Origin of the sequence: Fictibacillus sp. KU28468, assembly GCF_026153615.1 — a bacterium.
GTDB classification, from domain to species: domain Bacteria; phylum Bacillota; class Bacilli; order Bacillales; family Fictibacillaceae; genus Fictibacillus_C; species Fictibacillus_C marinisediminis.
Window position 1 is genome coordinate 1,284,380 of record NZ_CP110666.1, and the last position, 25,506, is coordinate 1,309,885.

The following is a 25,506-nucleotide window of genomic DNA, read 5'->3' on the forward strand; positions in this document are numbered from 1 at the left end:
TGCGGAATGAGAATTATTACGAAACATCATCTGAAAATAACCACAAAATAAATCCAGCCGAATGAATACGGCTGGATTTTTATTGTTTATCCGCAGATTGTAATCTCATCTTGATCTATACAGCGGGTGTTATCGCAGATGAGCCGCGTTTGGAGGCGGTACGTAACAGTAGGAGAGGAAGAAATAAGGTTATCGGGCAATCGATAGGACATCGGGATTTCAATGCTTCCATCAGGAGAAAGCTCTTTAGACATATAGATGGTAGTGACAGATTCAATCATCCGCTCTGTTTTATCTTCCTGGTTCTGAACAATCAGATCACATTCGAGCCGTTTGATGATTTGTTTCATCCATCTTCCTTTAAGAAGGAAAAAGCCGTTAACATTTTCTCCAGGCTTTAATTCATAGGAATCGAGTTTAAGATTGATCGTAGCCTGTCCGAGCTTAAATAAGCTCATGCATTTTTTTAACAAGTAAGGTACCTCCAGTAACAATATCAAGTTAAAAACCTTTTCCGATGCCCTTCGGTAAAGGTCTCGCAAACAACAAAACTGTATGCTGCTCCACTTTGGAGTCTAGTTTTTCTATCTATTTTATGACCTTGATTTTTTTGCATCTCAATGATTCGATTCTCATTGTAAACGCATGGTACTTAGGTGTCAATAGAAGTTTATTAGAATGAAAATCCCCTATTCTAAGGTCATGCTCTTCACGAATATAATCATGCTGATGAGGTCATTTCCGTTCACTGGAAGGTATTTTTGCAGGTTGCCAAACAGGGGGTGAACGAAGAGATGTATTTTTACGAGATTGCTGACAGGCTGAAAAAATTGAAGGAAGGGTGTGTGATCGCGACACTCCTTCATGTGGAAGGTTCCTCTTACTTAAAGGAAGGCGCGATGCTGCTTTTTCATCAGGATGGTAAAACAGGTATGATCAGTGCAGGATGTGTAGAGAGCGATCTGGAGGAACGCAGCCGGCAGGTCCTGTTGGATGGCCAGCCTCAATATGCCGTCTATAACCAAAGAAGCGATGAAGACCTTTTGTGGGGAACGGGAACCGGCTGCAGCGGGGTGCTCCATGTTTTAGTAGAGAGGGTGGATGAAGAGCTTCGTCACCAGCTTCTTGATGTAAAACGGTCCTTGGAAGAAGGGAGGCCAGTTCTGCATAGTAAGGAGTTGTTTATTGATGGAACTCAGCTAAACATTAAAAATCACTTTGAAAAAACGGATAAGAAAACCTTTTTCAAAAATGGCCTTATTTCAACGAATGGCGTGGAGATGATTTTTTTTTATTTGTTTGAACCCATGCCAAGGCTAGTCATTTTCGGAGCAGGTGAAGATGCGAAATCGGTGGCTAAATTGGCAACCGAGACAGGGTGGTCGGTAACCATTTGTGACTGGCGTCCAGCATTTTGCAACCGTGCTGAATTTCCCTTTGCGGATCACTTAATCGTTGGTTATCCGCCAGACCTTTTTGATAAGCTTGCTTTTGACTCTCAAGATTTTGCAGTAATCATGTCCCATAACTTTCAACAAGACAAAGAATTTCTGACTCAGCTTCTCAAACAAAATCTTCGCTATGTTGGCGTGCTTGGGCCACGAAATCGGACAGAGAAGCTTTTGGAAACGAAGGAAATACCAGAATACCTCTCTTCACCTATAGGGCTCCCGATTGGTTCATCAGGTCCCCAGGAGATTGCAGTCAGTATTCTCGCAGAGATGATAGCAGTTTATCGGCTGGAAAAAAAGCATCCGACGGAAAGCTTTTTATGAGAGAGGGAAAGATTGTGGCTATTTTTCTTGCGGCCGGCAGCAGCCAGAGGATGGGTTTTCAAAAATTGTGGCTTCGGTTAGGTCATGAATGTCTTGGAAACTGGGCATTTCGGGCGGCTCTTCAATCGTTGATCGACCATATCGTTGTGGTGACGAGAGAGAATGATCGCCTCGACTGGATGGACTCTTCATTCTTTAAAAGTCCTTATCGTCGAAAATGGAGTCAGCTGGCCTGCAAAAATTCAGTGCAGGGACAGTCTGCTTCTCTTGTTGCAGGGGTGAAAAAAGCAGAAGAGCTTTTACCCGACGGAATAATCGTGCTTCTTGCTGACCAGCCTTTGATTACAAAAGAAATGATTAATGAACTGGTCCTTTGCTTTAAAAAAGAGTCCCCTATAGCGTTTGTGGCTGCATGCCATAAGAATTGTTTTAGGCCACCGGTGATTTTTTCAAAACACCTGGCAGCACAGGTGAAAGGAATTACAGGAGATCATGGTGCACGTCATATATTTAGAAATAAAAAGTATTTAAACGGTAAAATCATTCACTATAATAACCCTTCTCTTTTTGCAGATGTTGATACAGAAGAAGATTACATTGAGATCAAAAAGCTGATGAAAAGGGGAGAATGGAAGTGGAGTACATTGGAAAAAGTGTAATCCGAAAAGAAGCCTGGGATAAAGTATCGGGCACAGCAAAATACACAGCTGATGACTCATCCCCTGGTACCCTTCATGTCAAACTCCTTGTCAGCCCTTATGCACATGCCCGTATAAAGAGCATTAAAAAAGAAAAGGCGTTACAAGTATCCGGTGTCCGTGCCATCCTTGCCGGAGACCATTTCCCTCTCACGGGCGAAGAAATCCGTGACCGTCCGCCCTTGGCGATTGAAAGAGTAAGGTATCATGGTGAGGCTGTTGCTCTTGTTGTAGCTGATACACCCCATCAGGCTAAAAAGGCAGCTGATCTGATCGAAATAGAATATGAACCGTTGCCCGTTGTCCATAATCCAACAGAAGCTTTAAAAAAGGATGCCCCTCTCGTACACGAGCATCTGGGCCGCTATAAAAAAGAAGAGCGGGTATACCCGGTACCTGGCACCAACATCGCTAACCAGACAAAAATCAGGAAAGGAAATATGGAGAAAGGTTGGAAAGAAAGTGAAGTAACAGTGGAAGAGCACTTTTCATTTTCGCCTTCCGATCATGCCGCCATGGAAACGAGATGTTCATTGTGTGAGATTCGTTCGAACGGGGATGTGATCATTACCTCTTCTTCCCAGGCTCCTTTTATGATCAAACGGCTGATTCATGAATACTTTGATGTGGACATTGGAAAAGTGATCGTGGAAACACCTCTGGTCGGTGGAGGATATGGCGGGAAGGCGTCCATCCAGCTTGAACTGCTCGCCTATTTAGCATCTAGAGCGGTGGGAGGAAGAAAGGTTAAACTGCTTAATAGCCGTGAGGAGGATCTACTGACTTCACCGGTGCACATCGGACTGGATGCTACGGTAAAATTGGGGTGTACAAAGGAAGGAAAGATCAAAGCTGCCGAGCTCCAGTTTTTGTTTGATGGGGGAGCCTATTCGGATAAAGCAGCGGATCTCAGCAAGGCGGCTGCGGCAGACTGCACTGGTCCTTATGATATTGATAACGTCTGGTGTGATTCGCTCTGCATGTATACGAATCACCCATATGCGGCGCCCTTCAGGGGATTCAGCCATTCCGAGCTTTTATTTGCCGTCGAGCGGACAATGGACTCTTTAGCTGAAAAAATCGGGATGGACCGACTTTTGCTGCGTTACAAAAATGCGATCAAACCCGGTGATACAACACCGACACAAGTGCCGCTGAACAAGAGCAATGTAGGGAATCTCCCAGCTTGCATCCACCGTTTGAAAGAAATCATCCATTGGGATGAAGGATTGGCCAAAGAAATAGGGAACAACAAAGTACTTGTAAAAGGCGTGAGCTGCATCTGGAAGACTTCCACGATCGAATCGGATGCCGGTTCAGGGGTTATTTTAACCTTCAATCCTGACGGTAGCATCAATTTAATCTCAGGCGTCATTGAGATTGGCACAGGGACAAAAACGGTGCTTGCACAAATTCTGGCAGAGCGGCTGCAGATGGAAATAAGCCAGATACATGTTCAGATGAAAGTGAATACTCAAAGTACTCCCGAACACTGGAAAACCGTTGCAAGCCGGGGAACTTTCTTGGCGGGAAGAGCGGTCCTTGAAGCGGCAGACGATGTGATTTTCCAGCTGAAAAACATCGCATCCTGTGTATTGCGAGCTAAAGCATCAGATCTGATGGTAGCGTTTGGAAAGGTGTTTTTACGGGACGATCCAAGCATTGGAATCGATGTGAAGGATATTGCCTACGGGTACACGTTCTCTAATGGCAATGCGATCGGCGGCCAGATTATCGGAAGGGGACATTACAATCTGCGTCACCTTACTTATATGAATAAAGAAACAGGCGCAGGCAAGCCGGGGCCGGAATGGTCTGTAGGAGCTCAGGCCGTTGAGGTTGAGTTTGATAAACGGCTATTGACGTACCGAATCGTACGGGCGGTTTCTGTTATTGACATCGGAACGGTTTTGAATGAGAAGGCCGCAAGGGGCCAAGTAATGGGAGCGATGAGCATGGGGCTCGCATTTGGCGGCCGTGAAACCTTTAGATTCGATGAGTTTGGGAGAGTGCTGAATTCTCAGCTCCGAACGTACCGGCCGCTCCGTTATGGTGAACATCCTGAATACGTTGTGGATTTTGTCGTAACTCCCCAGATCGATGCCGCGTATGGTGCAAGAGGAGCAGGCGAACACGGAATCCTGGGAATGCCTGCAGCTCTTGGAAATGCTCTTTCCATCGCTGCCGGTGTAAAGTTAAACGAACTTCCGCTTATCCCTGAGCTGATCTGGAGAACCAAGGAAATGGAAGGGGCCAGCCATGCTTTCCTTTGAGTTTGATTATTATCATCCGACAAGTATCGAGGAAGCGGTGCAGCTCTTTCACACTTTGGACGAGGAAGGGAAATATCCGCTCTATTACTCAGGCGGAACGGAAATCATCACGCTCGGACGATTGAATCTTGTGTATACGAACGCGGTCATTGACATCAAAGGAATTCCGGAATGCAATGTAATGGAAAGTCATGGAGATTCTTTTGTCACTGGTGCCGCGCTCAGCCTGACTGCCATAGAGGAGCATAATGGATTTCCGCTTCTCAGCAAAGCGGCAAGCGGTGTGGCTGACCACACGGCGAGAAATAAAATTACGATCGGGGGAAACATCTGCGGACAGATCTTTTACCGTGAAGCAGTTCTTCCGTATCTATTAACGGACAGTAAAATAGTGGCTGCCGGCATAGATGGCAACAGGACAGTGGCTTTGATGAATGTTTTTAACAAGACCCTAAGTCTGAAAAGAGGAGAGTTTCTCGTACAGCTTCAGACCGATAAACATTATTTAGACCTTCCATATCATTGTGTGAAAAAGCGTCAGCAGTGGGACACCGGCTACCCACTGGTAACGATTGCCGCGATCAAAGCGGAAGAGGGAATCAGAGTTGCTTTCAGCGGAGTCTGTCCTTTCCCATTCCGATCTCGAGAGATAGAAAAGGAGCTTAATGCCAAAGGTGCTTCTTTACAGGATCGGATTCTTGCATCTCTCAAGCACCTGCCCAAACCGGTTCTGGATGATGTAGAGGGGTCATCGCAATATCGGCTCTTTGTGCTGAAAAATACGCTCTTTGACATCTTAGAAGAGCTCGAGGGGGATAACCGATGACTGCAGCACGGAGTCTGTCAGCAGTCTTACATGTCAATGATGAAGCAAGAGCGGTAGTCATCAAGCCAACGGACACTTTGCTGTTCGTGTTAAGAGAGAAGATGGGATTAACGGGGGCAAAGCCAGGATGTCTTAACGGAGACTGTGGCGCCTGCACGGTAAACGTCGATGGGCTCGCGATGAAATCCTGCCTGATGCTCGCAGTGGAAAGTCTGAGCAAGAAGATTACAACGATCGAAGGCTTAAAAGGAACACCCATTCAGCAGGCCTTTATTGAGCATTTTGCTTTTCAATGCGGATACTGCACTCCGGGATTTATTATGAACTGCCATGCGATGCTGGAAAAAGTACCAGATGCCAAAGACGATACAATCGCTGAGTGGCTGAATTCCAACATATGCCGCTGCACGGGGTACGAGGAAATTGAAGGAGCGGTGAAATCCATCGTGAAAAAAAATCAAATGAATAGATAAATACTATTGTCAGCCCCTTTACGGCTGATTTTTTTGTTTTATTAAATGCCACCTGCAATCTAATAAACTAGTTTAATTTTGGAAAGGAAGGGAAACGTACTTATGGATATACATAATTTATAGTCTGGATACGGCCCTACAAGGAGGAATTGAACTTTGAGTACGAATGATCCGAAAAACAACAGCGGGGAAAATAAGAAGGACAAGCAACTTCAAGCATTCAGAGTGAACAATAAAGGGAAGAAGCTGACCACCAATCAGGGGCTTCGCGTTTCTGAGGATGAACACTCACTAAAAGCTGGAGTGCGGGGACCGACATTAATGGAAGACTTTCATTTCCGTGAAAAGATGACTCACTTTGACCATGAAAGAATCCCTGAGCGGATTGTGCATGCAAGAGGGTATGCGGCGCACGGTGAATTTGAAGTCTATGAATCCATGAAAGAGTTTACGAAGGCTGGGTTTCTTCAGGATCCATCTGTGAAAACACCAGTATTTGTCCGATTCTCCACAGTTGCCGGATCACGCGGTTCCGGGGATACTGTACGTGATGTGCGGGGATTTGCCACCAAGTTTTATACGGAAGAAGGGAACTATGACCTCGTAGGAAACAATATCCCTGTCTTTTTTATTCAAGATGCGATTAAATTTCCGGATCTTGTTCATGCATTTAAACCGGAGCAGCATAATGAGATCCCTCAGGCATCCACTGCTCATGATACGTTCTGGGATTTTGTTGCCAACAATACGGAATCAGCTCATACGGTAATGTGGGCGATGTCCGACCGTGCCATTCCCCGCAGCTACCGTATGATGGAAGGTTTTGGTGTGCACACGTTCCGCTTTGTGAACGAACAGGGACAGGCTCGCTTCGTTAAGTTCCACTGGAAGCCGAAGCTCGGTGTGCATTCCCTCGTTTGGGACGAGGCACAGCGTCTTGCCGGTAAAAATCCTGACTTCCATCGCCAAGATCTTTATGAAGCCATTGAAAAAGGAGACTACCCGGAATGGGAGCTTGGTGTTCAAATGATCGAGGAGGAAGATGAGTTTAAATTTAATTTTGATGTGCTGGATCCCACGAAAATCTGGCCAGAAGAGCTTGTTCCTGTGAAAATTATCGGGAAGATGACACTTAATCGCAATCCTGATAATTACTTCTCTGAAACAGAACAGGTAGCCTTCCACCCTGGACATGTCGTACCCGGCATTGACTTTTCGAATGATCCGCTCCTTCAAGGGCGCTTATTCTCTTATACAGATACGCAGCTTTCCCGTCTAGGCGGTCCGAATTTCCATGAGCTGCCGATTAACCGGCCGGTGTGCCCGTTCCACAATAACCAGCGAGACGGTATGCATCGCATGACGATTAATCAAGGGCCTGTTGCTTATCATAAAAACTCTTTGGAAAATAACGATCCAGCGCCAGCCACTGAGGAAGAGGGCGGCTATGCTCATTATCAGGAGAAAGTGGAAGGGCGGAAGGTTCAGCAGCGCAGCGACAGCTTCAAGGACCATTTCAGCCAGGCGAAGCTCTTCTGGAACAGCATGTCAGAAGTCGAGAAGCAGCATATTATTAAAGCGTTCCGTTTTGAAGTCGGAAAGGTGAAAAGCAAAAGTGTTCAGCAGCAGGTTGTAAATCTGTTCAGCCATGTTGATGCCGACCTTGCTGAACAGATTGCAGCAGGAGTGGGTGTAAAAGTCTCGAACAGTGCTCAACCTTCTCAGGAGACCGCGTCATCACCGGCATTAAGCCAAGAAAACACCATCAAAGCTCCGGCAACAAGAAAAGTCGCCATTCTGGCAGAAGACGGGTATAACTTTGAAGAAGTCAGCGGGTTGAAGGATACGTTGAAGAAGGCTGGTATCACATCTGAAATTGTCAGTGAAACACTTAATCCAATCTCGAGCAGCGACGGACAGGAGCTGGAAGTCGATCAAACTTTGCTTACGAGTGATTCGGTACTCTATGACGCCGTTTATGTGGCCGGCGGAAAAGACAGTGTGAACAGCTTAAAAGCAGTAAAAGAAGCAACGACATTTGTGAATGAGGCATTTGCACATTTCAAAGCGATCGGTACAGCCGGAGAAGGAACGGAACTGCTGGCAGCAGCGGGTGTTGACTCCAGGGCCGCTGGAGTGGTAATCCTGGAAAGCAGGAACAGCGAGTCCTTTATTCAAGCTGTGGCGCAGCATCGCCATTGGGCACGACAAGTATAAAGGATATAAAAAATGGGGCTGTCCAGAAAGTCGAAAATTGACCTTCAGGCAGCCCCTTTTTGGCTTGGAAAATCTTCAATGAAAAGTTAATTGAAGTGGAAGATGCGAGACTCCTCGAAAATGAACTTCACATTTTCTTCGTGCGATAAAAAGCTGCCGGAGCCTTCCTTGTCCTGCGGGACTAGCGTAACAGGTGAGACTCCCGCCGGTGCTTGCACCAAAAAGTAGGCGTTCACGCCGGTAAGGCTCACCGCACGCCCCGCGAAAGTAGGAGCTCGCGCCGGTAAAAGCGAGCAGCCTGGAACGGAAATCAACAGCTTACCGACTTCTTGGACAGCTTCTTTTTTATTTATTTTAAAAGGATTAAAGAAGTACTGAGCGAAGTAGAAAAGGTTGAAAAAGATACGCACGATTCTCGTAAGTGTGGAGGAAGCTGACTTTGGATTATTTTTACGGCTGCTACAGGGGAACCTGCTATTCCATCTACCAAACCAATCGAAAGGGCAGAAAAATATGTTTAAAACAATCATCGAACCGCGCGTTTCAGAAACAGACGGGGTTGGACATATCAACAATACGACGATACCCATCTGGTTTGAGGCGGGCAGGAACAAACTGTTTAAACTGTTCACACCGGACAGTTCCTTCGAAAACTGGAAAATGATCATACTGAACATGAATGTTGATTATGTGGATCAGATCTATTTCGGAAAAGATGCCGAAGTGTATACGTGGGTAAAACGGATCGGAAATACAAGCCTCGAGCTGTATGAAGAAATTCGCCAGGACAACAGGCTTTGTGCAAAAGGGACGGCCGTCTACGTAAATCATGATGTTAAAAAGGGTAAATCGGAAGTGATTCCGGAAGACATCAGGTCTGAACTCGAAAAACATAGGTATAGTGAGAATGTGGAGTAAGAAGAGGAAAAAGAAGCCAAGGCAGTGCGCTTTGGCTTCTCTTTTTTATGAAAATGATGTGTTTGGCAAGTAAAACTTGTGGAACCGCAAGTAACGGGCTGTTTTTCGCAAGTAATCTTTGTCGAACCGCAAGTAAAGGCCCGGTTTCGCAAGTATTTCCTGTCGATTCGCAAGTAACCATCCCGGACGAAGGAATCTTCCCGTCCCAATAGGCTTTTTTGAGCAGGATTTCTGCATGATTCGCTGATTATGGATACAATAGGGAATAGTTGTACGTAATAGGGGGGAAAACTATGAAAGTTGAAATATGGTCAGATTATGTTTGTCCATTTTGTTATATCGGAAAACGCCGTTTTGAGAACGCGCTGAACGACTTTGAAGACCGTGAAAACGTAGAAGTCATTTATAGGAGTTTTGAACTCGATCCTTCTTTCAAAAATGAGACAAATAAAAACATGCATACCGTTTTGGCTGAAAAGTATGGCATGTCTTATGAGCAAGCAAAAGGAATGAATGATCAGATGACACAGAGAGCGGCAGAAGTTGGCTTAACCTATGATTTTGAAAATATGAAACCGACGAACACCTTTGATGCCCACCGGGTTTCTCATTTTGCCAAACAAAAGGGACTGCTGAAAGAAGTGACAGAACGTATCCTTAAAGGTTATTTTACAGAAGCCCTTGATATCAGTGAGCATGAAACACTGGCGAAGCTTGCGGCAGAGGCCGGTCTTGATCAGGAAGAAACACTTGCTGTATTAAGAGATGGGAAATTCGCAGACGATGTCCGTGCAGACGAGGCGGAAGCATCACAACTTAAGATAACCGGTGTTCCATTCTTCGTTTTCAATCAAAAGTATGGTGTATCAGGCGCACAGCCGGAAGCTGTTTTTACCGAAGTCCTAGAAAAGGTGCAGGAAGAAGAACAGCAAAAAAGCCCGATCCAAGTGATTATCAGCAGTGAGAAGAAAGAAAATAAGGATGATCAATGCTCTGACGGCTCCTGCAGCATTTAAGGGCAGTCATCCATTTAAGGAGTTGTTTATCATATTGAATACCGTCATTCTCAATGATAGGAAATTTGATGTAACAGATTTGCATCTTACGACTACAGCCAGCCAACTGAAAAAGATCCGTTTCAAGTTTAAAGTAGAGCATAGTGAGTATCACGACATTACGACGCTTCTTTACAAAAACGATTTTGAAGTAAAAGTCCCTGAAAAAGACCTCCGATTCCGAGCTGAAATCAGCCAGTATTCTACGTCTATCACTGATTTGTACAAAGAGAACGCTGTTGGTGATTTTGCTCTTGAGCTTACGGAAAAAGAATAAGGGTGAAGAGAGAGAGCGGAAACCCGTTCTCTTTTTTCATGATAGAATAAGAAGAAGCTAAGCTAAACAAAGAAAAGGTGTGAGCCATGGAACCTTTTAAAACATCGGCACTTCTTGACGTAATCAGTGACCTGTTTTCAAATGAAGCTTCTATTGCAGTAACAGATACAGACCATTATATTTACTACCAGCCAAGCAAAAGGATCAACCTGAAGATCAAGCCGGGTGATGGAATTAAAGAAGGCACCATTACACATAAAGCGCTGGTTTCCAAACAAAAAGTATCGCAGTTTATTAACCGTGATATTTTCGGCACCCCATATTACGGAATGGCGGTCCCCTTGATGGATGAAGGAGAGCTGAAGGGGTGTGTCACCGCTATCTTTCCGGCATTAACGAGCGGCAAGGCGGTCGTTACCGTAAAAAGCGAGGATGGCTGGATTCCGATTCCGTTCGCAGGTATTCTTTATTTGGAGGCGAAGGAACGAAAGACGTATGTGATTGGTGAAAAACATACTGGCAGCCATAAGGATACGCTGAATGAATTTGATTTTCTTTTACCGAAAGATGACTTTGTCCGATGCCATCGCTCGTTCATCGTCAATGTTCATCACATCCGGGAGATCTATTTGGACACCCACTCCACATTTTTACTTTCAATGAAAAACGGAGATCAGGTTCCGGTCAGCCAGTCGTATGCAAGTTATTTCAGAAATCTGCTTGGATTCTAGGCGGATTTTTTTCTGTTTCAAGAACTGAATGTTCTGTCTTATCCTAATTTTTCGTGATTTATTCACTTCTTTTCTTCCGATAATGATCCTTTGCTACACTTATGAAAAGAGCGAGATAGGAGTGAAGAGAATGGAAAGCGTTTACAATAGAATTAGAGATCAACGCTTACATGATCGGATTGTTTCAGCCGAGGAAGCTGCCTCGTGGATCCATGATGGGATGACCCTTGGCTTGAGCGGCTTTACACGGGCAGGGGATGTGAAAGCCGTTCCGTTTGCTCTGGCAAAGCGGGCAGAACACGAACCTCTGAAAGTGAATGTTTATACAGGCGCTTCGTTAGGTTCAGATGTTGATAAATTGTTTGCGGAGAAGAACATGCTGAATAAGCGTCTTCCTTTCCAGGCCGATGCGACTATGAGAAAAGGCATTAACGCGGGAGACTTTCATTTTGTTGATCAGCATTTGTCGCATACGTCAGAATGGATTCGCTCCAATGTTTTGGAACCTATTGACTACGCTATTCTGGAAGCGGTTGCAATCACCGAAGACGGAATGATTATTCCAACGACATCGATCGGCAACTCCATGGTCTTCTCACGGCACGCAAAAAATATAATTGTAGAAATCAATACAGCACAGACTGAATTACTAGAAGGTATTCATGATCTTTATGAACCGGAAAAACAAGGGGAACGTTCGCCCATCCCATTGACAAAGCCGGACGACCGAATCGGACTACCCGGTATGAAAGTAGATGTGGATAAAATTAAAGGGATTGTGTTTACGAATCAACTCGACTCCCCGTCAACTATTGTGGAACCGGATGATGAAACAGTCATCATGGCGCAGCATTTAATCTCTTTTTTGCGGGAAGAAATCAAGGCTGGCCGTCTGACAGATAAACTTGCTCCGCTTCAATCCGGTATTGGATCGGTCGCCAATGCCGTGTTTCATGGATTACTGGATTCAGAGTTTACCGATCTGGAGGTTTATTCAGAAGTGCTTCAGGATGCGGTTTTCGATCTGCTGGATGCGGATAAAGTACGTTTTGCGTCTTGTTGTTCAATCACCTTATCCTCGTCTAAGATGGACAAGGTTTTTTCTAACTTTGAAAAATACCGTGACAAGCTGATGCTCAGGCCGCAGGAGATTTCCAATCATCCTGAACTGATCCGCCGAATGGGGATTATTTCAATCAATACAGCACTGGAGCTGGATATCTACGGAAACGTGAACTCTACTCATGTGATGGGAACGAAAATGATGAATGGCATCGGAGGTTCCGGTGATTTTGCCCGCAATGCCCGCCTCGGCATTTTTGTGACCAAATCCATTGCCAAGAACGGCAACATTTCAAGCATTGTTCCGTTCGTATCACATGTGGATCATAATGAACATGATGTGGATGTGATTGTCACAGAGCAGGGCTATGCGGATTTGCGTGGACTTGCACCTAGAGAGCGTGTGGAAAAGATTATTCAAAACTGTGTCCATCCGATGTACCGCGAGCAGTTATCGGCCTATTATGAGGAAGCGAAGAAACGAGGAGGACAAACGCCTCACATCCTGGAAAAAGCGCTGTCCTGGCATATCAACTTTGAAAAGAACGGTACGATGCTTCAGAGGGTGGAGCAGCCCGTTTAGTAAGACAAAAAGAACAGCTGACTCCGCCAGGAATGGCAGACAAAAAGTGAAAGTAAAGGCTCTTGAAAGATAAAAGAAAACCACAAAAAGGGGCTGTCCAGAAAGTCGAAAATCGACCTTCAGGCAGCCCCTTTTTGGCTTGAAAAATCTTCAATGAAAAGTTAATTGAAGTGGAGGATGCGAGACTCCTCGAAAATGAACTTCACATTTTCTTCGTGCGATATAACGCTGCCGAAGCTTTCCTTGTCCTGCGGGACTAGCGTGACAGGTGAGACTCCCGCCGGTGCTTGCACCAAAAAGTAGGCGTTCACGCCGGTAAGGCTCACCGCACGCCCCGCGTAGGAGCTCGCGCCGATAAAAGCGAGCAGCCTGGAACAGAAATCAACAGCTTACAGACTTCTTGGACAACCCCTTTAAAGCAAAGCTTTTTATTTTGGCTGGATGGTGACGTCCTTGCTGGAGTTCGCAGGGACGGTAACTTTTACTTCCATCCATTGCTTCAGTCCATATGCGTTACTTTCAGTGATTTCACCTTCTGTGGAGCTGTAGCTGCCGGGTTTCATATATAAAGGAATGTTCAATGTTACTTCTTTGTTCAAACGATTTACAGCTGTAACGGTCTGTTTTCTCTGGGTTCCGTCATTCGGCTGGGTGTAATTGGCCTCAAAAGAAACTGTGCCCGCTGCTGTATTCCCATTTTGATAGACAGGCGTAGAACGCTCTGTTCCTTCGTAGATATAGGAACTAAAATCAGGGCTGGCAGGATTCTTTTGGAAAATTCGGTAACCTACCCATGGCTGCCCGGTCAGCTCGATGGAAGAGGTTGTTGAGTATAAAATGCCATCCTTTTTCGTAATGTTGTCAATATGTGTATGTCCATGCAGCGATAAGTTCACATGATACTGTTTCATTAAATCAATCATCTGCTGAGCTCCTTCACCGTGCCACTGCTGATCATACTTTTGGCCAAGGACTTCTCCTTGCAGCAATGTAGTAAGATTTTGCGGGTCATGCTTAGCGTCGTAATTCTTCCAATAATCTGCAACCTGTGAATCGCTCGAAGGCCAGATATCACGGTCCCGCCATAATGGATTGTGGTGGGAGAAGAGACCTTTTATTTGTTCCGCATCGGCAGTTTCAGCGTTTTTTGCAAGGTCGTTCTTAATCCAGTCCACCTGCTGCTGCCTCACTTGTCCGCCCCATGTTGGAACAGATACGGAACCATGTCCTTGCCGGTCAAACTTATCCCAGTCAAACGAATTATATCCGATCATATGGGCATAAGGGCCATAATCAAAAGAGAAATACTGCGGTCCAAAGTATTGTTCCCAATATTTGGCGCCATCGGTTAATGTAGCATCCTGTGCATAATAGTCATGGTTGCCTGGTACAACATAGACTGGTACATTAAATTTTTTCAGCATACGGTATGTTTCTTTATACTCATAAATATATTCTTTAGGATTCATCTGCCCAAACATTAAATCTCCGGTTAGAACGACGAAATCGGGCTTAAGCAGATTGACCTCCCGAATGGTCTTTTGCAGGTACAGCCATCTTTTGGACTCATCAGGAGTCCAAAATCCAGCCTCCGCAGCATCTTCCGGCTTAGCTAGATTACGGGGAGAACCGACATGGATATCCGTTAAGTGAATAAAACGGAAATCCTTTTTAAATTCATTCACAACTTTTACTGAATTCGGTTCTTCATCACTCACTTGAGCTCCGTCGGCCGAATAAGAAATATTTAAATCGTAAAGTTTTTCAGGGATGTCATTGGGAATCGTGACTGTAACATTGTAAATCGATGAGCTGTCTTTCCAATAAGATGTACCTTTCTCAACCTTTGTCACTGGAAGGGCATACTCTCCATCAACCTGGGAAGCCGTGTTCTCCTGAAGTTTCACACCCCATCCTGAAGGTGTTTTCCCTTGTGTATCCACTTGTATAGTGAAACTGCTGCCTTTTTTCTTAATGGCTGGTGTAGACATCAGTGGATAGATGATGTTTTTGATTTTGGGATCTGCTGTCATGCTGGAATCCTGATCAAGATAGTGCTCTGTATTTCCGATCCCTCCATCCTGGCTCTCACCGCCGCTTATGGCATGAGCTTGAGTAACAGGAATAGCGAAAGAAAATAGGGTAAAAAACATGATAAGTGATTTCAAATCTTTCATTGAACAACCTCCTTTATCGTAATGCAGTGTTAGACTAACAGTGCATTATGAAGGTTTAGTAACGAAAGAGTGAAGCATTTGTAAGCTTAAAGTAAAAAAAAATAAAAAAGGATGCCACCAATTTGGTAGCATCCCTGAAAGCTTAAAATGAGCTGGATCTGCGTCTTCTTCTGTTTTTAATTTTGCATTTAATAACGGTAACACGGCGGCCACCGCTTGTACGCCTAGTTCTCACTCTGCATTTGACTTTTTTCCTGCGACTTGACATTCAATCATCCCCCAATAACTGAATAATAGAGAAAAGAGAATATAACTCTCTTCTCTCTATTATTATATGGAGAACTCTAGCATTTGCTTGGACGAGCAGGTTAAATTAGTGGACCTTCATACCGAGTGGATGGCATCCGGTGAAAATCATAGGTTGCAATATCATCGGCTTTCGTCAAATAGGCATGGAGACTCTCAATCAGCATAAGATTTGGCACACTTGTTTTTTCTTTAATAAGGATGATCGGTTTTTGAAAGGCAAAGGCATAGCCAAGTTCGAATGCCGTTCCGCTGTCAGTACATAATCCTTCGTAATCGTGAATGGCAACTACTACATCCGCTCTTCGCAGATAATAGAGATCAAGGTTAAAAACAACTTTTCTCCATCCCTTGGATCCCCATGGATATTGCTGATTTTGGTGGAAGCGGGCAGAATAGAATTCCGCGACATATGGATTTCGGGTTAAGGCATTCTCAAGCCTTTGAATTCGTTCCAGCTGCTCCTGATCAAAGAAAGGACTGGCGATAAAGACTCTCACAGTTCTGTAGTTAGGATCCATAAGATCTCCTCTTTCTAAAGAAAGCTTCAATCCTTTTATATGCAGAAAAATATAAAAAAGAAGGCGCTGTGGCCTTCTTTTTTTGTTTCTTATTCGCAATCCTTACCAGTGGTGGGCTTTAGCGTTGCTTCTCAAGATAATGTTGTTCTGAGACATCTCAGTATGTCCATTCACTTGAGATTTTGAACGTTTCGGCCGCGTCCAATTGTGGTGAAACTTACCTGAGTGGGGATCTAAATGATCTTTGTAACTCATTGCTTTTCACCTCATCCGTTAAGAGTAGACCCTAAGAAACAAGGGTGATATTCAATGAATATCGCGATTATTATGTGCAGTTGCCGGGAAATTATGTTATTTTTGTCTGCTTTTTTTCATCGAACTGATCGATTGCATCTGCTCTTGTCTCAGGGACATAAGCGAGGATGATCATGCCGATAATAAAAAGCAGAATCAGGCTGAACACACCGCTGCTTGAATTGCCGCTTACCTGAGCGGTGACAGCGACCAGCAATGGCCCGAGTATGGAAGCAAACTTTCCGAAGATGTTGTAAAATCCGAAAAATTCATTGGCGTTCTTTTTCGGTACAAGCTTCGCAAAATAAGCACGGCTTAACGCCTGGATCCCTCCTTGTGACGTTCCAACCAGCATTGCCAGGATCCAAAAATCGAGCGTTGTTTTTAAGAAATAGGCATATATGCAGACAATGATATAAACGGCAATTCCCACGTACAGCATTTTTTTACCCGTAAACTTTTCAGCAAGTCTGCCGTACAGAATGGCAAATGGTGCAGCAACAACCTGTGTGACAAACAAAATGATGAGCAGACTCGTTGAACTGATTCCCAAATCCGTTCCGTATGCGGTCGACATGGAAATAATGGTGCCGACTCCATCAATATAAAAGAAGTAGGCGAGTAAGAAAAGAAATAGAGAACGATATTGTTTGATTTCCCTTAGGGTTTTGCCAAGGCGTTTAAAGCTATTTCTTACAGGAGAAGGTTCCTGCTCAACATAATATTTTTGATGAACATTTTTAAACATGGGGATCGTAAACAGAGCCCACCAGCATGCGGTAATGAAAAAGGCAAGCTTGCTTGCAGCGGGAGTAGAGAAGGGCAGCACTTCTTTTTGTGCAAGGATAATGATGGCGATGCTGATGAGAAAAGGAATGGTACTTCCGATATACCCTAACCCAAATCCACGGGCGGAAACACGGTTCATCCGTTCTTCTGTAGTGATGTCGATAAGAAACGCATCGTAAAAAACTAAAGCACCGTTAAATCCCAGGGCTGTAAACGTGTAGATGATCAATAACAGTAGCCAGTGCTGACTTGGAACAAAAACAAGGACAGCAGTTGAGACGACACCCAGTGTAAAGAAGAAGGTGAAGAACTTCTTTTTCATTCCCTGATAGTCCGCAATCGTTCCGAGGATAGGTCCAAGCATAGCCAGAATAAAGGTCGCGATGGCAATTGTATAGCCCAGGTACGCAGTAGAATCAGCACCACTTACACCGGCTTTCATCGCGGACGCTTTATAAAAAAGCGGAAACACAGCGGTTGTGATGATAATCGAATACGCAGAGTTAGCCCAATCATAAAACATCCAGCTGCTTTCTTCCTTCGAGAAACGCTTCATCCTCTTATCCCCTTTTTATTCCCATTTTCATTCTTTCCGCTTCTTATTTCTCCCTATAGCGTTAATAATCCTTCAACAGCCGCTCCGTCTGTATTCCCTAAGTGAAGACCAAGAAGTCGGGCAAATGTTGGTCCTTCATCTACGAGGCGCATGGACGGAATGGCCTGATGAGGGACAATTCCCTTGCCTGCCGCTGCAAAGAACGTACAGTAGTTTTCCTTTTCAGGGGAGTAGCCATGGGAACCCCAGGTGTATCGCTTTTCCTTCACATCTTCAGCTGTAATGTGATGCAGGAAGCCGCCGTTCAGCGCTTCTTTAAAATAATAACCCCTTCGTGCCTCCAGCATAAAATCAGAGTGCGCATCCGCACCTCTGGCTCCGGCTTCTTCTCCAGTTAATACCTGTTCAACTCCGCTGCATTCATCTTGTGATAATTCCTGCAGCCATTGTTGAACCTTGTGTTTTGTGTCACGATCATTTTTGTCACTTATGTATATATATGCCGAGCCGTCGCAGCTATGGCAGTATGCCTTCCAATTTGTGACTTTTCCTCTGTTATTAACGGTAATCAGTCCTTGTTCCTTGAAGTAGACATTAGGCTGTATGGCAATGGATTCATCGAGGGCACTGTGGTCACCGAGTGCCACAATGGTCGATTGATCGTAAATACCGCTCTCCTTGAGCGCCTTTACGATCCGGCCGAGCCGAGCGTCGTGTCGTCTGAGGGCATCCATCGCTTCATCTGAAGAAAAGCCATGGTAATGACGATTGGTATCCAGATCGGTAAAATGAACGAGCAAGAGCTGCGGTTTTCTTGTTTGAATGGTATGGACGGTTGATTCCAGGACAAAATCATCAAGCTCAGGCTGACTAAGCCCTTTTCGGATATGGCCAAAACGGCGGTTCATCTCGAGCTGATAGGTGACGCTTCCATTAAAAAGAGAGACAGGTATCTGATGGTGCCAAGAACGGTTGGCGAAAATCTCTGGCATGTTGTAATCCATTTCAGCCTTGGCGGTTACCGGCCATAAAAGGGCTCCGGTCGTCATGCCTGCTTTCTTCGCTTCATCATACAGGGTTGTGCCTTTAATATGCCGTCGGTGCCAATGCCAGTCAGGGGAGGGCCGGCCAGGCTGAAGATAGGTATTACTCACAACGCCATGCCTGTTGGGATAATTGCCGGTAACGATCGTGGCATGGCAAGGGTAGGTGACAGATGGATAGATTGATTCAACATTCTTGCAATAGGATCCGTTCTGCAGGAGTTCGGCAAAATGGGGAAGCTCCTGCAGCATAGGGAAGTCCAGTGACGAAAGACAATCGAATGATATGACGATTAAATGATCGGTAAGACGGTCCATAGCGGCCTCCTTTTGATTTATTCATTCTTACTTTTAGTTTAAAGCAAGAAATGGAAAAAGCACCAAAAAACATCGGTGCTTCTTATTTTGGTGCCAGGCACTCCCATTACACAAGTGTGTAATGGGAGTGCCTGGCACCATTTATGCAAATTAGGGCTTTCTACAGATGCTCTAACGAATAAATATACGGTACTATGAATATAGTATATTTTTTTCATTTCTTGGAAAAGGGGAGATTGAAAGATGGGATTTAAGAAACAGGCCTCAGCAGGGCTGATCGGCCTCAGCATCCTGGCAGCACCGTATGCGGCATGGGCAGAATCACCGGGAAAAGCAAAGCCGCAATGGCATAACGTAAACGCATTTGAAACTCTGAGTGAAAAAGACGGAAGCTTATTCAACAGCGAGAACTATAACTTTACGAAATACTCAAAGATCGGCCAGCAGCTTCTGAGGATTCAGAAGCAAAGCCATCGGATGACGGTCACCAAGTACGGGAAATCAGCAAACGGCCGGGATATGTATGTGGTCACAATCGCTGACCAAAAAGCAAAAGGGCAATTAGGATTTTACAAGAAACTTAGAAAAGAGATGTTTAAGAATCCCGAAAAAGCTCAAGCCTTTATTGACAAGCATCCGGACGTCAAGGTGCCTGTCATGATCAACGGATCCATCCACGGAACCGAGTTTGCTGGATCAGATGCCGTACTTCAGCTCATTGAACGGTTTGCGAAAAACAACGACGCAGACACAAAGCAGATCCTCAAGAATCAGATCCTTATCTTTAATGTAGTGGCCAACCCGGATGGGCGGATCGACGCTACTCGTTTTAACGGCAATGGCATTGATTTAAACCGCGACTTCATCACGCAATCCCAGCCGGAAACTCAAGCGATGGTCTCCCTGATTAAAGAGTGGAACCCGATGGTGTTTCTCGACCTTCATGGTTATGTTAAAGATTATGGCGGTCCGGATAAACCGGGGCTGATCGAGCCGTGTACGCCGCCTCATAATCCAAACTATGAGTATGACCTTTTCTCCAAGTGGGCGATGAACCAGGCGAAAGCGATGGAGTCTGAAATCGTCAGCAACCGTAAAAACTATAAGAACACGAATACTTCGACATCAAAAGTAGATTACCAGAACATGACGGGTGCCTACATACCGCAGAGGGATGACACGGCAGGCTGGGATGATTATCCGCCGATCTTCACTCCGATGTATGCCATGTATCACGGATCCTACGGATATACGCTTGAGACGCCGACCAACGACTGGGATGGTGTGAAGTGGCATTACGACGCGGTAATGGGTGCTCTGAACTACGCCAGCGAGCATAAAACCAGCATGGTGAAAGACCAGATTGAAGTCTTTAAACGAGGCATCAACTTTGATCATCCGTTCCATAAAAAAGGATTCTTCCCGAAAGCCTATATCCTGCCTTCTGATCCTAAAGATGCTACGGCAACCGAAAAGGCAGTCAGCCATCTTATCAAAAACGATATTGAAGTAAGCAAGTCAAAAAAAGCCTTCAAATTTAACGGTAAAACCTACCCGGAAGGAACGTTTGTCGTGAACATGAGCCAGGCCAAAGCGGGACTGGCGAACACGATGCTTTGGGATGGAGAAGACATTACGGACGATACTCCAGCCATGTATGACATCTCGGCCTGGAGCCTTCCTGAGCTATGGGGATTTGAGGCCATTCAGATACCGGCTGACAGTAACCTGAAATTCTCTTTACAGGATGTCAAAAGTGCGCACAATGAGGGCAAGCTCATCGGGAAAGGGCCATATAAAATTCCGAACACTTCCGTAAAATCTGTTGAACTTGCCAACAAGCTGATCAACAGAGGCTACGCAGTCCAACGCGGGACAGATGGTTCTTTTTACATTAAAAGCAGAGTGAACCATGATCTTATGCAATTCGTCAGAAAGTCTGGACTGATCGTCAAAAGTGCGGCCATACCTAATCAAGCCCAAAACGTAAAACAGCTGCATGTCACCATTTTAAAAGATGGAGGAATGGGCAAAACTCAATCCCACTCCGGAACAAAGCTTGCCCTTGAACGGCTGGGCTTTAACGTGAGAGAACTCGCACCAAGAGATCTCGCAGTTGAAGGACTTGGCAATACTGATGTATTTTTCTATAACGGAACCTCCAATCTCATCTCCTATAAAAACAGCAAAGCAAACGCGGAGTTCGGCCTGGAAAACGAAGCACAATTCCAAGCCTTGAAAAAGAACATTACTGATTTTGTTAATGGAGGCGGGAAGTATATCGCTATTGGTTCTGGAGCAGCAAGTGCTACAAAAACGCTTGGGCTGACCAATGTGACCATCAACAAAGGAAACCCTGACAGCAACGGGATTGTTCGCGTCGATTATAATCATAGCGCACTGACTCAAGGCTACAATGAGAGTGATTACGGATTTGTATACGGCCCAGTTTGGTACTCCAATACGGATGGTTATGATAAGGCAGCTTCTTTTAAAAACAGCAGCGAATTCTTTATGTCAGGGCATTGGAAAAATCGCCAGGCCGCCCAGGGACAGGCTGTCATCATCAAGGACCAGTCCAAGGACGTCACGCTTATGGGAATCGAAGCGGGCTTCAGGGATCATACCGATTATCTTTTCCGCCTGCTTTCCAATGCAGTTTACAGCAAATAGAACAGCCAAGCATCTCTTAGCGGAGGTGCTTGTTTTTTTCGCTAAAACACTTTCAAAGTAGAGACATAAAAGGTACCTCCATGAGAGACTAGCCCAAGCAAGAATCATCTGTAATTTCATCTGCCCAGCCCTCTTTTTATCATTAGACGATTTCAAGGTTCGGAACGTTACTTCCATCACTAGGTGGTTGAAGAAGGAAAAATGGGTTTCATATCGAAGTTAATTTGGTGTTCATTAGGGGGAATTCATGATACGAAAGAAGGATTCAAAACAGGGAAGAAAAACCGCAATGTTTTTAAAATAATAAAAGGGATGGTCAGTTATTAAGGAAAAAATGAGGGTTGAAAATCCAAGTAAGATACATATTATTGGTTCAGTAGGAAGCGGGAAAACAACGTTGGCAAGGACACTTTCTTCCCGTTTAAATGTTCCGTACATTGAACTGGACAACGTCGTATGGAAAAGGAACAAGCCTGAAGATATAAGAAGAAGTGATGAAGAGAGGGATCAGTATCTGAATGAAATCATTTCCTCTGACAAATGGATTGTAGAGGGAGTTCACCATACTTGGGTGAATCCAAGTTTTCAAAATGCAGATGTTATTATCCTCTTAGATACTGATTATTCTAAACGGACTATTAGAATCATAAAGAGATTCGTTTATCAAAAATTAAAAATCGAAAAGGCAAATTACAGGCCAACGTTAAAGATCTTCAGGAACATGTTTATATGGAACTCCTACTTTGAAAAGGAAAGTAAACCCAAAATATTAAAACTACTAAACCAATATGATCACAAACTGATTATATTAAAGAACAACCAGGATATTGAAAAATATTTCAATTAAAAGTAAATAGGAAAAAAGGGTGATTCTATGAAAACGATCGGTTTAATTGGTGGTATGAGCTGGGAATCCACCGCAGAATATTACCGAAAAATAAATGAAGAAGTTAAAAACAGATTAGGTGGTTTGCATTCAGCAGAGTGCCTGTTATACAGCATTGATTTTGAAGAGATTGAACGCTGTCAGGCAGCAGGCGATTGGGAAAGTGCCGGGAAAATCCTGGGGAATGTTGCTCGGTCCTTAGAAAAAGCAGGCGCCGATTTCATTGTGATCTGTACGAACACCATGCATAAAGTAATCAATGATATACAGAAAAAAATAAATATACCCATACTGCATATTGCTGATGCCACAGCTTTTCAAATTCAAAAATCAAAAATAAAAAACGTAGGATTGCTTGGCACTAAATATACGATGGAACAGGATTTCTACAAATCACGAATAGAGTCTCAAGGTATTCATGTCTTTGTGCCAGACAAAGAGGATAGGGAAAGAATTAATCAAGTTATTTATGAAGAGTTATGTTTAGGGGAGATTAAGCAATCATCAAAGGATTATTATAAAGAGGTTATTAATCGATTGGTTGCTTCTGGAGCAGAAGGGATTATTTTGGGCTGTACAGAGATCGGATTACTCGTAAAACCAGAAGATTCAGAAGTGCCATTATTTGATACAGCTTTAATACATGCAACTGAAGCGGTTAATATGTCTTTAGGAGATACGTGAGACTCAAAAGGAAAAATCAGTAAGAGAGCGGGGATGCTTTTAATGGATCATCGAAGAAGGGTGTTAACAGGTTCACCGTGGGAGCCGGTTGTAGGATATTGCAGAGCTATCCGTATAGGTAAACGTGTAGAAGTTGCCGGCACCACTGCCATGAAAGAAGGGCAGGTAATGGGTGAGGGTCGAACGAAATCTTCACTTCTTTCAATGAATTAGAAACTTCTTTATACAACTACATTAGTCAAAACATGGATAAAGTGGCTTATATGCGAATTCGTGAACTAGCAGATGAAACGCATGTATCAACAGCAACGGTTTTACGTTTTTGCAGGAAACTAAATTGTGAGGGTTTTTCCGAATTTAAAATAAGGCTTCACAAGTGCCTGTTGTTTATATTCTGGAATCCATTGCTCGTGAGGTACATAAACTTAATCAATAGGATGAATCACAACCTTTACGAAAATAGCCTTAAGAAAAGAGGAAGAGCTGTAAGCAATAGCTCTTCCTCTTTTCTTATTTGCGGTGCATTTTAAATTCCAGGAACAGCTCGTTATAGTAGGCCAGATTCTTTTTCCCAAGGTTCTCGTATACCTCAAGCTTTTCAGTGAGCTGAGGCGACGGGTAAAAGCGTTCATCGTTCACGGTTTCTTTCGGCATGTAAGATAGAGCTTTTTTGTTTGGCGTTGAATAGTTGACGTATTCTGCATTTTTAGCTGCTATCTTTGGATCAAGCATAAAGTTGATGAACTTGTGTGCCGCTTTTTTATTTTTTGCTGTTTTCGGGATGACCATATTGTCGAACCACAAGTTGGAGCCTTCCTTAGGAACAACATATTCTAAGTCCTTGTTTTCGCTCATGATTTCTGAAGCGACCCCGGACCAGACAAGCCCGATTGAAGCTTCTTCATTTTCAAGCAGCAGTCTGCTCTCATCTCCAACGATGCCTTTGATATTCGGTGTCAGAGTATCCAGTTTTCTTTTGGCCTTCTGAAGGTGGGCATGATTCGTATCATTCAGGGAATAACCGATGCTGTTGAGTCCCATACCCATCACTTCGCGGGCTCCGTCGATCAGAAGAATCTTGTTCCGAAGGCCGGGATCCCATAAATCGTTCCAGCTCGTAATCTTCTTGCCGCCGAGCATTTTTGGATTATAGACGATGCCGACTGTACCCCAGAAATAAGGAACAGAATATTTATTGTCTTCATCAAACGGGAGGTCCATGAATCGCTTATCGATATAATGCAAATTCGGAAGCTTGGAATGATCGAGAGGAATGAGCAGATGCTCCTTCCTCATTTTATCGATCATGTATTCAGACGGAATAGCAATATCATACGTAGTCCCGCCTTGCTCAATCTTTGTCAGCATTGCTTCATTCGAATCAAACGTTTCATAGATGACTTTAATGCCGTGTTCTTTTTCAAACCGTTTGATCAGCTGGGGATCAATATAATCGCCCCAGTTGTAGATCGTCAGGGTATTCCGCCCTGAATACCCCTCTGAGTTGTTCAGCTCAGAAACAGTATAAAAGAGAACCGCAGAAACAAGAATGATAGCCAGGAAAAAACGGACAAGCTTCCTCATTTTTTAACCCCCCATCCGTTCGGCTTGTTGCGCTGAGATATGAAATAATACACAACCACAAGCACGAGTGTAAAAAGGAACAAGAGGGTGGACAGCGCGTTGACATTCAACGAAATTCCACGGCGGGCCAATGAGTAAATCTCAACAGAAAGCGTTGTAAAACCGTTTCCGGTAACAAAGAACGTAACCGCAAAATCATCCAGAGAGTACGTCAGCGCCATAAAGAAGCCGGCAAAAATTCCAGGCGTGATGTAGGGCAGAACAACTTTGGTCAACACATTCCAGTGGCTTGCTCCAAGATCTCTGGCTGCATCGATCAGCGTCGGACTCATCTCGGACAGCTTGGGAAGGATCATCAAAACGACGATCGGAATACTGAACGCGATATGTGAGAGCAAGACGGAAAACATGCCAAGCTTCACTCCTGCCATCGTGAACAGGATGAGGAAGGAGGCACCAATTATAACGTCCGGGCTGACGATCAGTACGTTGTTCAGTGACAGCAGCGTGTTTTTCGTCTGCCGTTTCTTCATGCTGTGGATGCCTAGTGCTCCGAAAATCCCGATAATGGTTGCAAATAAAGAGGAAAGAAGAGCAATCACAAACGTATTCAGCACGATGATCAGCAAGCGTGAATCCTGAAAGAGCTCCTTGTACCAATCGAGTGTAAAGCTTTTGAAGCTGTACATCGTTCCACCGCTGTTGAACGAGTAGAACACAAGAAAGAAAATCGGTGCATAAAGGATAAGGAATATCAACACGAGAAAGATTCGTGACATCGAGTTTA

General features: G+C 44.4%; 25 protein-coding genes and 2 pseudogenes. 16 read left to right on the forward strand and 11 right to left on the reverse strand.

The genetic code is table 11. From position 1 onward, the window contains the following. Window positions 1–86: 86 nt before the first annotated feature. Window positions 87–473, reverse strand: a complete 387-nt coding sequence (locus OKX00_RS06625; protein WP_265409870.1) for a sporulation protein — start codon at window positions 471–473, stop codon at window positions 87–89. Window positions 474–761: 288 nt separating this feature from the next. On the opposite strand from OKX00_RS06625, the gene OKX00_RS06630 reads away from it, so the two are divergent. The 6 genes from OKX00_RS06630 to OKX00_RS06655 all read left to right on the forward strand — a co-directional run bounded on the left by OKX00_RS06630 (window position 762) and on the right by OKX00_RS06655 (window position 8,262). Beyond that, window positions 762–1,775, forward strand: a complete 1,014-nt coding sequence (locus OKX00_RS06630; RefSeq protein ID WP_265409871.1) for an XdhC family protein — start codon at window positions 762–764, stop codon at window positions 1,773–1,775. Window positions 1,776–1,789: 14 nt separating this feature from the next. Beyond that, window positions 1,790–2,434 (forward strand): nucleotidyltransferase family protein, encoded by a 645-nt coding sequence (locus tag OKX00_RS06635; RefSeq protein WP_265409872.1) that lies wholly within the window; start codon window positions 1,790–1,792, stop codon window positions 2,432–2,434. Beyond that, entirely contained in the window at window positions 2,410–4,746 is a 2,337-nt protein-coding gene (locus OKX00_RS06640; RefSeq protein WP_265409873.1) for a xanthine dehydrogenase family protein molybdopterin-binding subunit, read from the forward strand. The genes OKX00_RS06635 and OKX00_RS06640 overlap by 25 nt, the downstream gene beginning before the upstream one ends. Continuing rightward, the gene (locus OKX00_RS06645; RefSeq protein ID WP_265409874.1) at window positions 4,733–5,572 is read left to right on the forward strand and encodes an FAD binding domain-containing protein; all 840 of its coding nucleotides are present in this window, start codon (window positions 4,733–4,735) and stop codon (window positions 5,570–5,572) included. The genes OKX00_RS06640 and OKX00_RS06645 overlap by 14 nt, the downstream gene beginning before the upstream one ends. Continuing rightward, entirely contained in the window at window positions 5,569–6,045 is a 477-nt protein-coding gene (locus OKX00_RS06650) for a (2Fe-2S)-binding protein (protein WP_053357410.1), read from the forward strand. The genes OKX00_RS06645 and OKX00_RS06650 overlap by 4 nt, the downstream gene beginning before the upstream one ends. Window positions 6,046–6,201: 156 nt before the next feature. Then, window positions 6,202–8,262, forward strand: coding sequence for a catalase (locus tag OKX00_RS06655; protein ID WP_265409875.1), 2,061 nt, complete (start codon window positions 6,202–6,204; stop codon window positions 8,260–8,262). Window positions 8,263–8,348: 86 nt separating this feature from the next. On the opposite strand, the gene OKX00_RS06660 is transcribed toward OKX00_RS06655, so the two are convergent. Then, window positions 8,349–8,576 carry a hypothetical protein gene (locus OKX00_RS06660; RefSeq protein WP_156419046.1) on the reverse strand — a complete coding sequence of 76 codons (228 nt, stop codon included), beginning with the start codon at window positions 8,574–8,576 and terminating at the stop codon, window positions 8,349–8,351. 79 nt (window positions 8,577–8,655) lie between these two features. Between OKX00_RS06660 and OKX00_RS06665 the strand changes: the two genes are divergently transcribed. The 5 genes from OKX00_RS06665 (at window position 8,656) to OKX00_RS06685 (ending at window position 12,888) form a co-directional block, all read left to right on the forward strand. Further along, a complete protein-coding gene (locus OKX00_RS06665; RefSeq protein ID WP_265409876.1) occupies window positions 8,656–9,180 on the forward strand; it encodes an acyl-CoA thioesterase in 525 nt (174 codons plus the stop codon). A 293-nt stretch (window positions 9,181–9,473) separates the two neighbouring features. Beyond that, window positions 9,474–10,196, forward strand: coding sequence for a DsbA family oxidoreductase (locus tag OKX00_RS06670; RefSeq protein WP_265409877.1), 723 nt, complete (start codon window positions 9,474–9,476; stop codon window positions 10,194–10,196). A 34-nt stretch (window positions 10,197–10,230) separates the two neighbouring features. Then, complete coding sequence (locus OKX00_RS06675) at window positions 10,231–10,512, forward strand: DUF3219 family protein (protein ID WP_256226398.1); 282 nt, start codon at window positions 10,231–10,233, stop codon at window positions 10,510–10,512. 86 nt (window positions 10,513–10,598) lie between these two features. Continuing rightward, window positions 10,599–11,243: a LytTR family DNA-binding domain-containing protein gene (locus OKX00_RS06680; protein WP_265409878.1), complete on the forward strand. Its 645-nt coding sequence runs from the start codon at window positions 10,599–10,601 to the stop codon at window positions 11,241–11,243. Window positions 11,244–11,373: 130 nt separating this feature from the next. After that, entirely contained in the window at window positions 11,374–12,888 is a 1,515-nt protein-coding gene (locus OKX00_RS06685) for a succinyl-CoA:acetate CoA-transferase ScpC (RefSeq protein ID WP_265409879.1), read from the forward strand. Window positions 12,889–13,049: 161 nt separating this feature from the next. On the opposite strand, the gene OKX00_RS06690 is transcribed toward OKX00_RS06685, so the two are convergent. From OKX00_RS06690 to OKX00_RS06720, 7 genes are all read right to left on the reverse strand, one after another. Beyond that, window positions 13,050–13,214: a hypothetical protein gene (locus OKX00_RS06690; protein WP_265409880.1), complete on the reverse strand. Its 165-nt coding sequence runs from the start codon at window positions 13,212–13,214 to the stop codon at window positions 13,050–13,052. A gap of 102 nt (window positions 13,215–13,316) precedes the next feature. After that, window positions 13,317–15,065 carry a metallophosphoesterase family protein gene (locus tag OKX00_RS06695; RefSeq protein ID WP_265409881.1) on the reverse strand — a complete coding sequence of 583 codons (1,749 nt, stop codon included), beginning with the start codon at window positions 15,063–15,065 and terminating at the stop codon, window positions 13,317–13,319. Between the two features lie 45 nt (window positions 15,066–15,110). Continuing rightward, window positions 15,111–15,278, reverse strand: coding sequence for a hypothetical protein (locus OKX00_RS06700; RefSeq protein WP_265409882.1), 168 nt, complete (start codon window positions 15,276–15,278; stop codon window positions 15,111–15,113). 155 nt (window positions 15,279–15,433) lie between these two features. Further along, window positions 15,434–15,892 carry a nucleoside 2-deoxyribosyltransferase gene (locus OKX00_RS06705; RefSeq protein ID WP_265409883.1) on the reverse strand — a complete coding sequence of 153 codons (459 nt, stop codon included), beginning with the start codon at window positions 15,890–15,892 and terminating at the stop codon, window positions 15,434–15,436. A gap of 102 nt (window positions 15,893–15,994) precedes the next feature. After that, window positions 15,995–16,147 (reverse strand): YpzG family protein, encoded by a 153-nt coding sequence (locus OKX00_RS06710; protein WP_082316169.1) that lies wholly within the window; start codon window positions 16,145–16,147, stop codon window positions 15,995–15,997. A gap of 91 nt (window positions 16,148–16,238) precedes the next feature. Then, the gene (locus tag OKX00_RS06715; RefSeq protein WP_265409884.1) at window positions 16,239–17,531 is read right to left on the reverse strand and encodes an MFS transporter; all 1,293 of its coding nucleotides are present in this window, start codon (window positions 17,529–17,531) and stop codon (window positions 16,239–16,241) included. A 53-nt stretch (window positions 17,532–17,584) separates the two neighbouring features. Beyond that, window positions 17,585–18,892 carry an alkaline phosphatase family protein gene (locus OKX00_RS06720; RefSeq protein ID WP_265409885.1) on the reverse strand — a complete coding sequence of 436 codons (1,308 nt, stop codon included), beginning with the start codon at window positions 18,890–18,892 and terminating at the stop codon, window positions 17,585–17,587. A 243-nt stretch (window positions 18,893–19,135) separates the two neighbouring features. On the opposite strand from OKX00_RS06720, the gene OKX00_RS06725 reads away from it, so the two are divergent. The 5 genes and pseudogenes from OKX00_RS06725 to OKX00_RS06745 form a co-directional block, all read left to right on the forward strand. Beyond that, complete coding sequence (locus OKX00_RS06725) at window positions 19,136–21,565, forward strand: M14 family zinc carboxypeptidase (RefSeq protein ID WP_265409886.1); 2,430 nt, start codon at window positions 19,136–19,138, stop codon at window positions 21,563–21,565. 334 nt (window positions 21,566–21,899) lie between these two features. Then, window positions 21,900–22,412 carry an AAA family ATPase gene (locus tag OKX00_RS06730; RefSeq protein ID WP_265409887.1) on the forward strand — a complete coding sequence of 171 codons (513 nt, stop codon included), beginning with the start codon at window positions 21,900–21,902 and terminating at the stop codon, window positions 22,410–22,412. Window positions 22,413–22,439: 27 nt separating this feature from the next. Further along, window positions 22,440–23,135 (forward strand): aspartate/glutamate racemase family protein, encoded by a 696-nt coding sequence (locus tag OKX00_RS06735; RefSeq protein ID WP_265409888.1) that lies wholly within the window; start codon window positions 22,440–22,442, stop codon window positions 23,133–23,135. Window positions 23,136–23,177: 42 nt separating this feature from the next. Next, window positions 23,178–23,315 (forward strand): annotated as a pseudogene (locus tag OKX00_RS06740) (RidA family protein); the annotation flags it as partial. A gap of 8 nt (window positions 23,316–23,323) precedes the next feature. Further along, a pseudogene (locus OKX00_RS06745) lies at window positions 23,324–23,506 on the forward strand (MurR/RpiR family transcriptional regulator); the annotation flags it as partial. Between the two features lie 139 nt (window positions 23,507–23,645). Here the strand turns inward: OKX00_RS06745 and OKX00_RS06750 are convergent. Continuing rightward, window positions 23,646–24,719, reverse strand: a complete 1,074-nt coding sequence (locus tag OKX00_RS06750; protein WP_265409889.1) for an ABC transporter substrate-binding protein — start codon at window positions 24,717–24,719, stop codon at window positions 23,646–23,648. Next, on the reverse strand, window positions 24,716–25,498 hold the full coding sequence (locus OKX00_RS06755; RefSeq protein WP_416054329.1) for an ABC transporter permease: 783 nt from the start codon (window positions 25,496–25,498) through the stop codon (window positions 24,716–24,718). Before OKX00_RS06755 ends, OKX00_RS06750 begins: the two co-directional genes overlap by 4 nt. Between the last annotated feature and the right edge of the window lie 8 nt (window positions 25,499–25,506).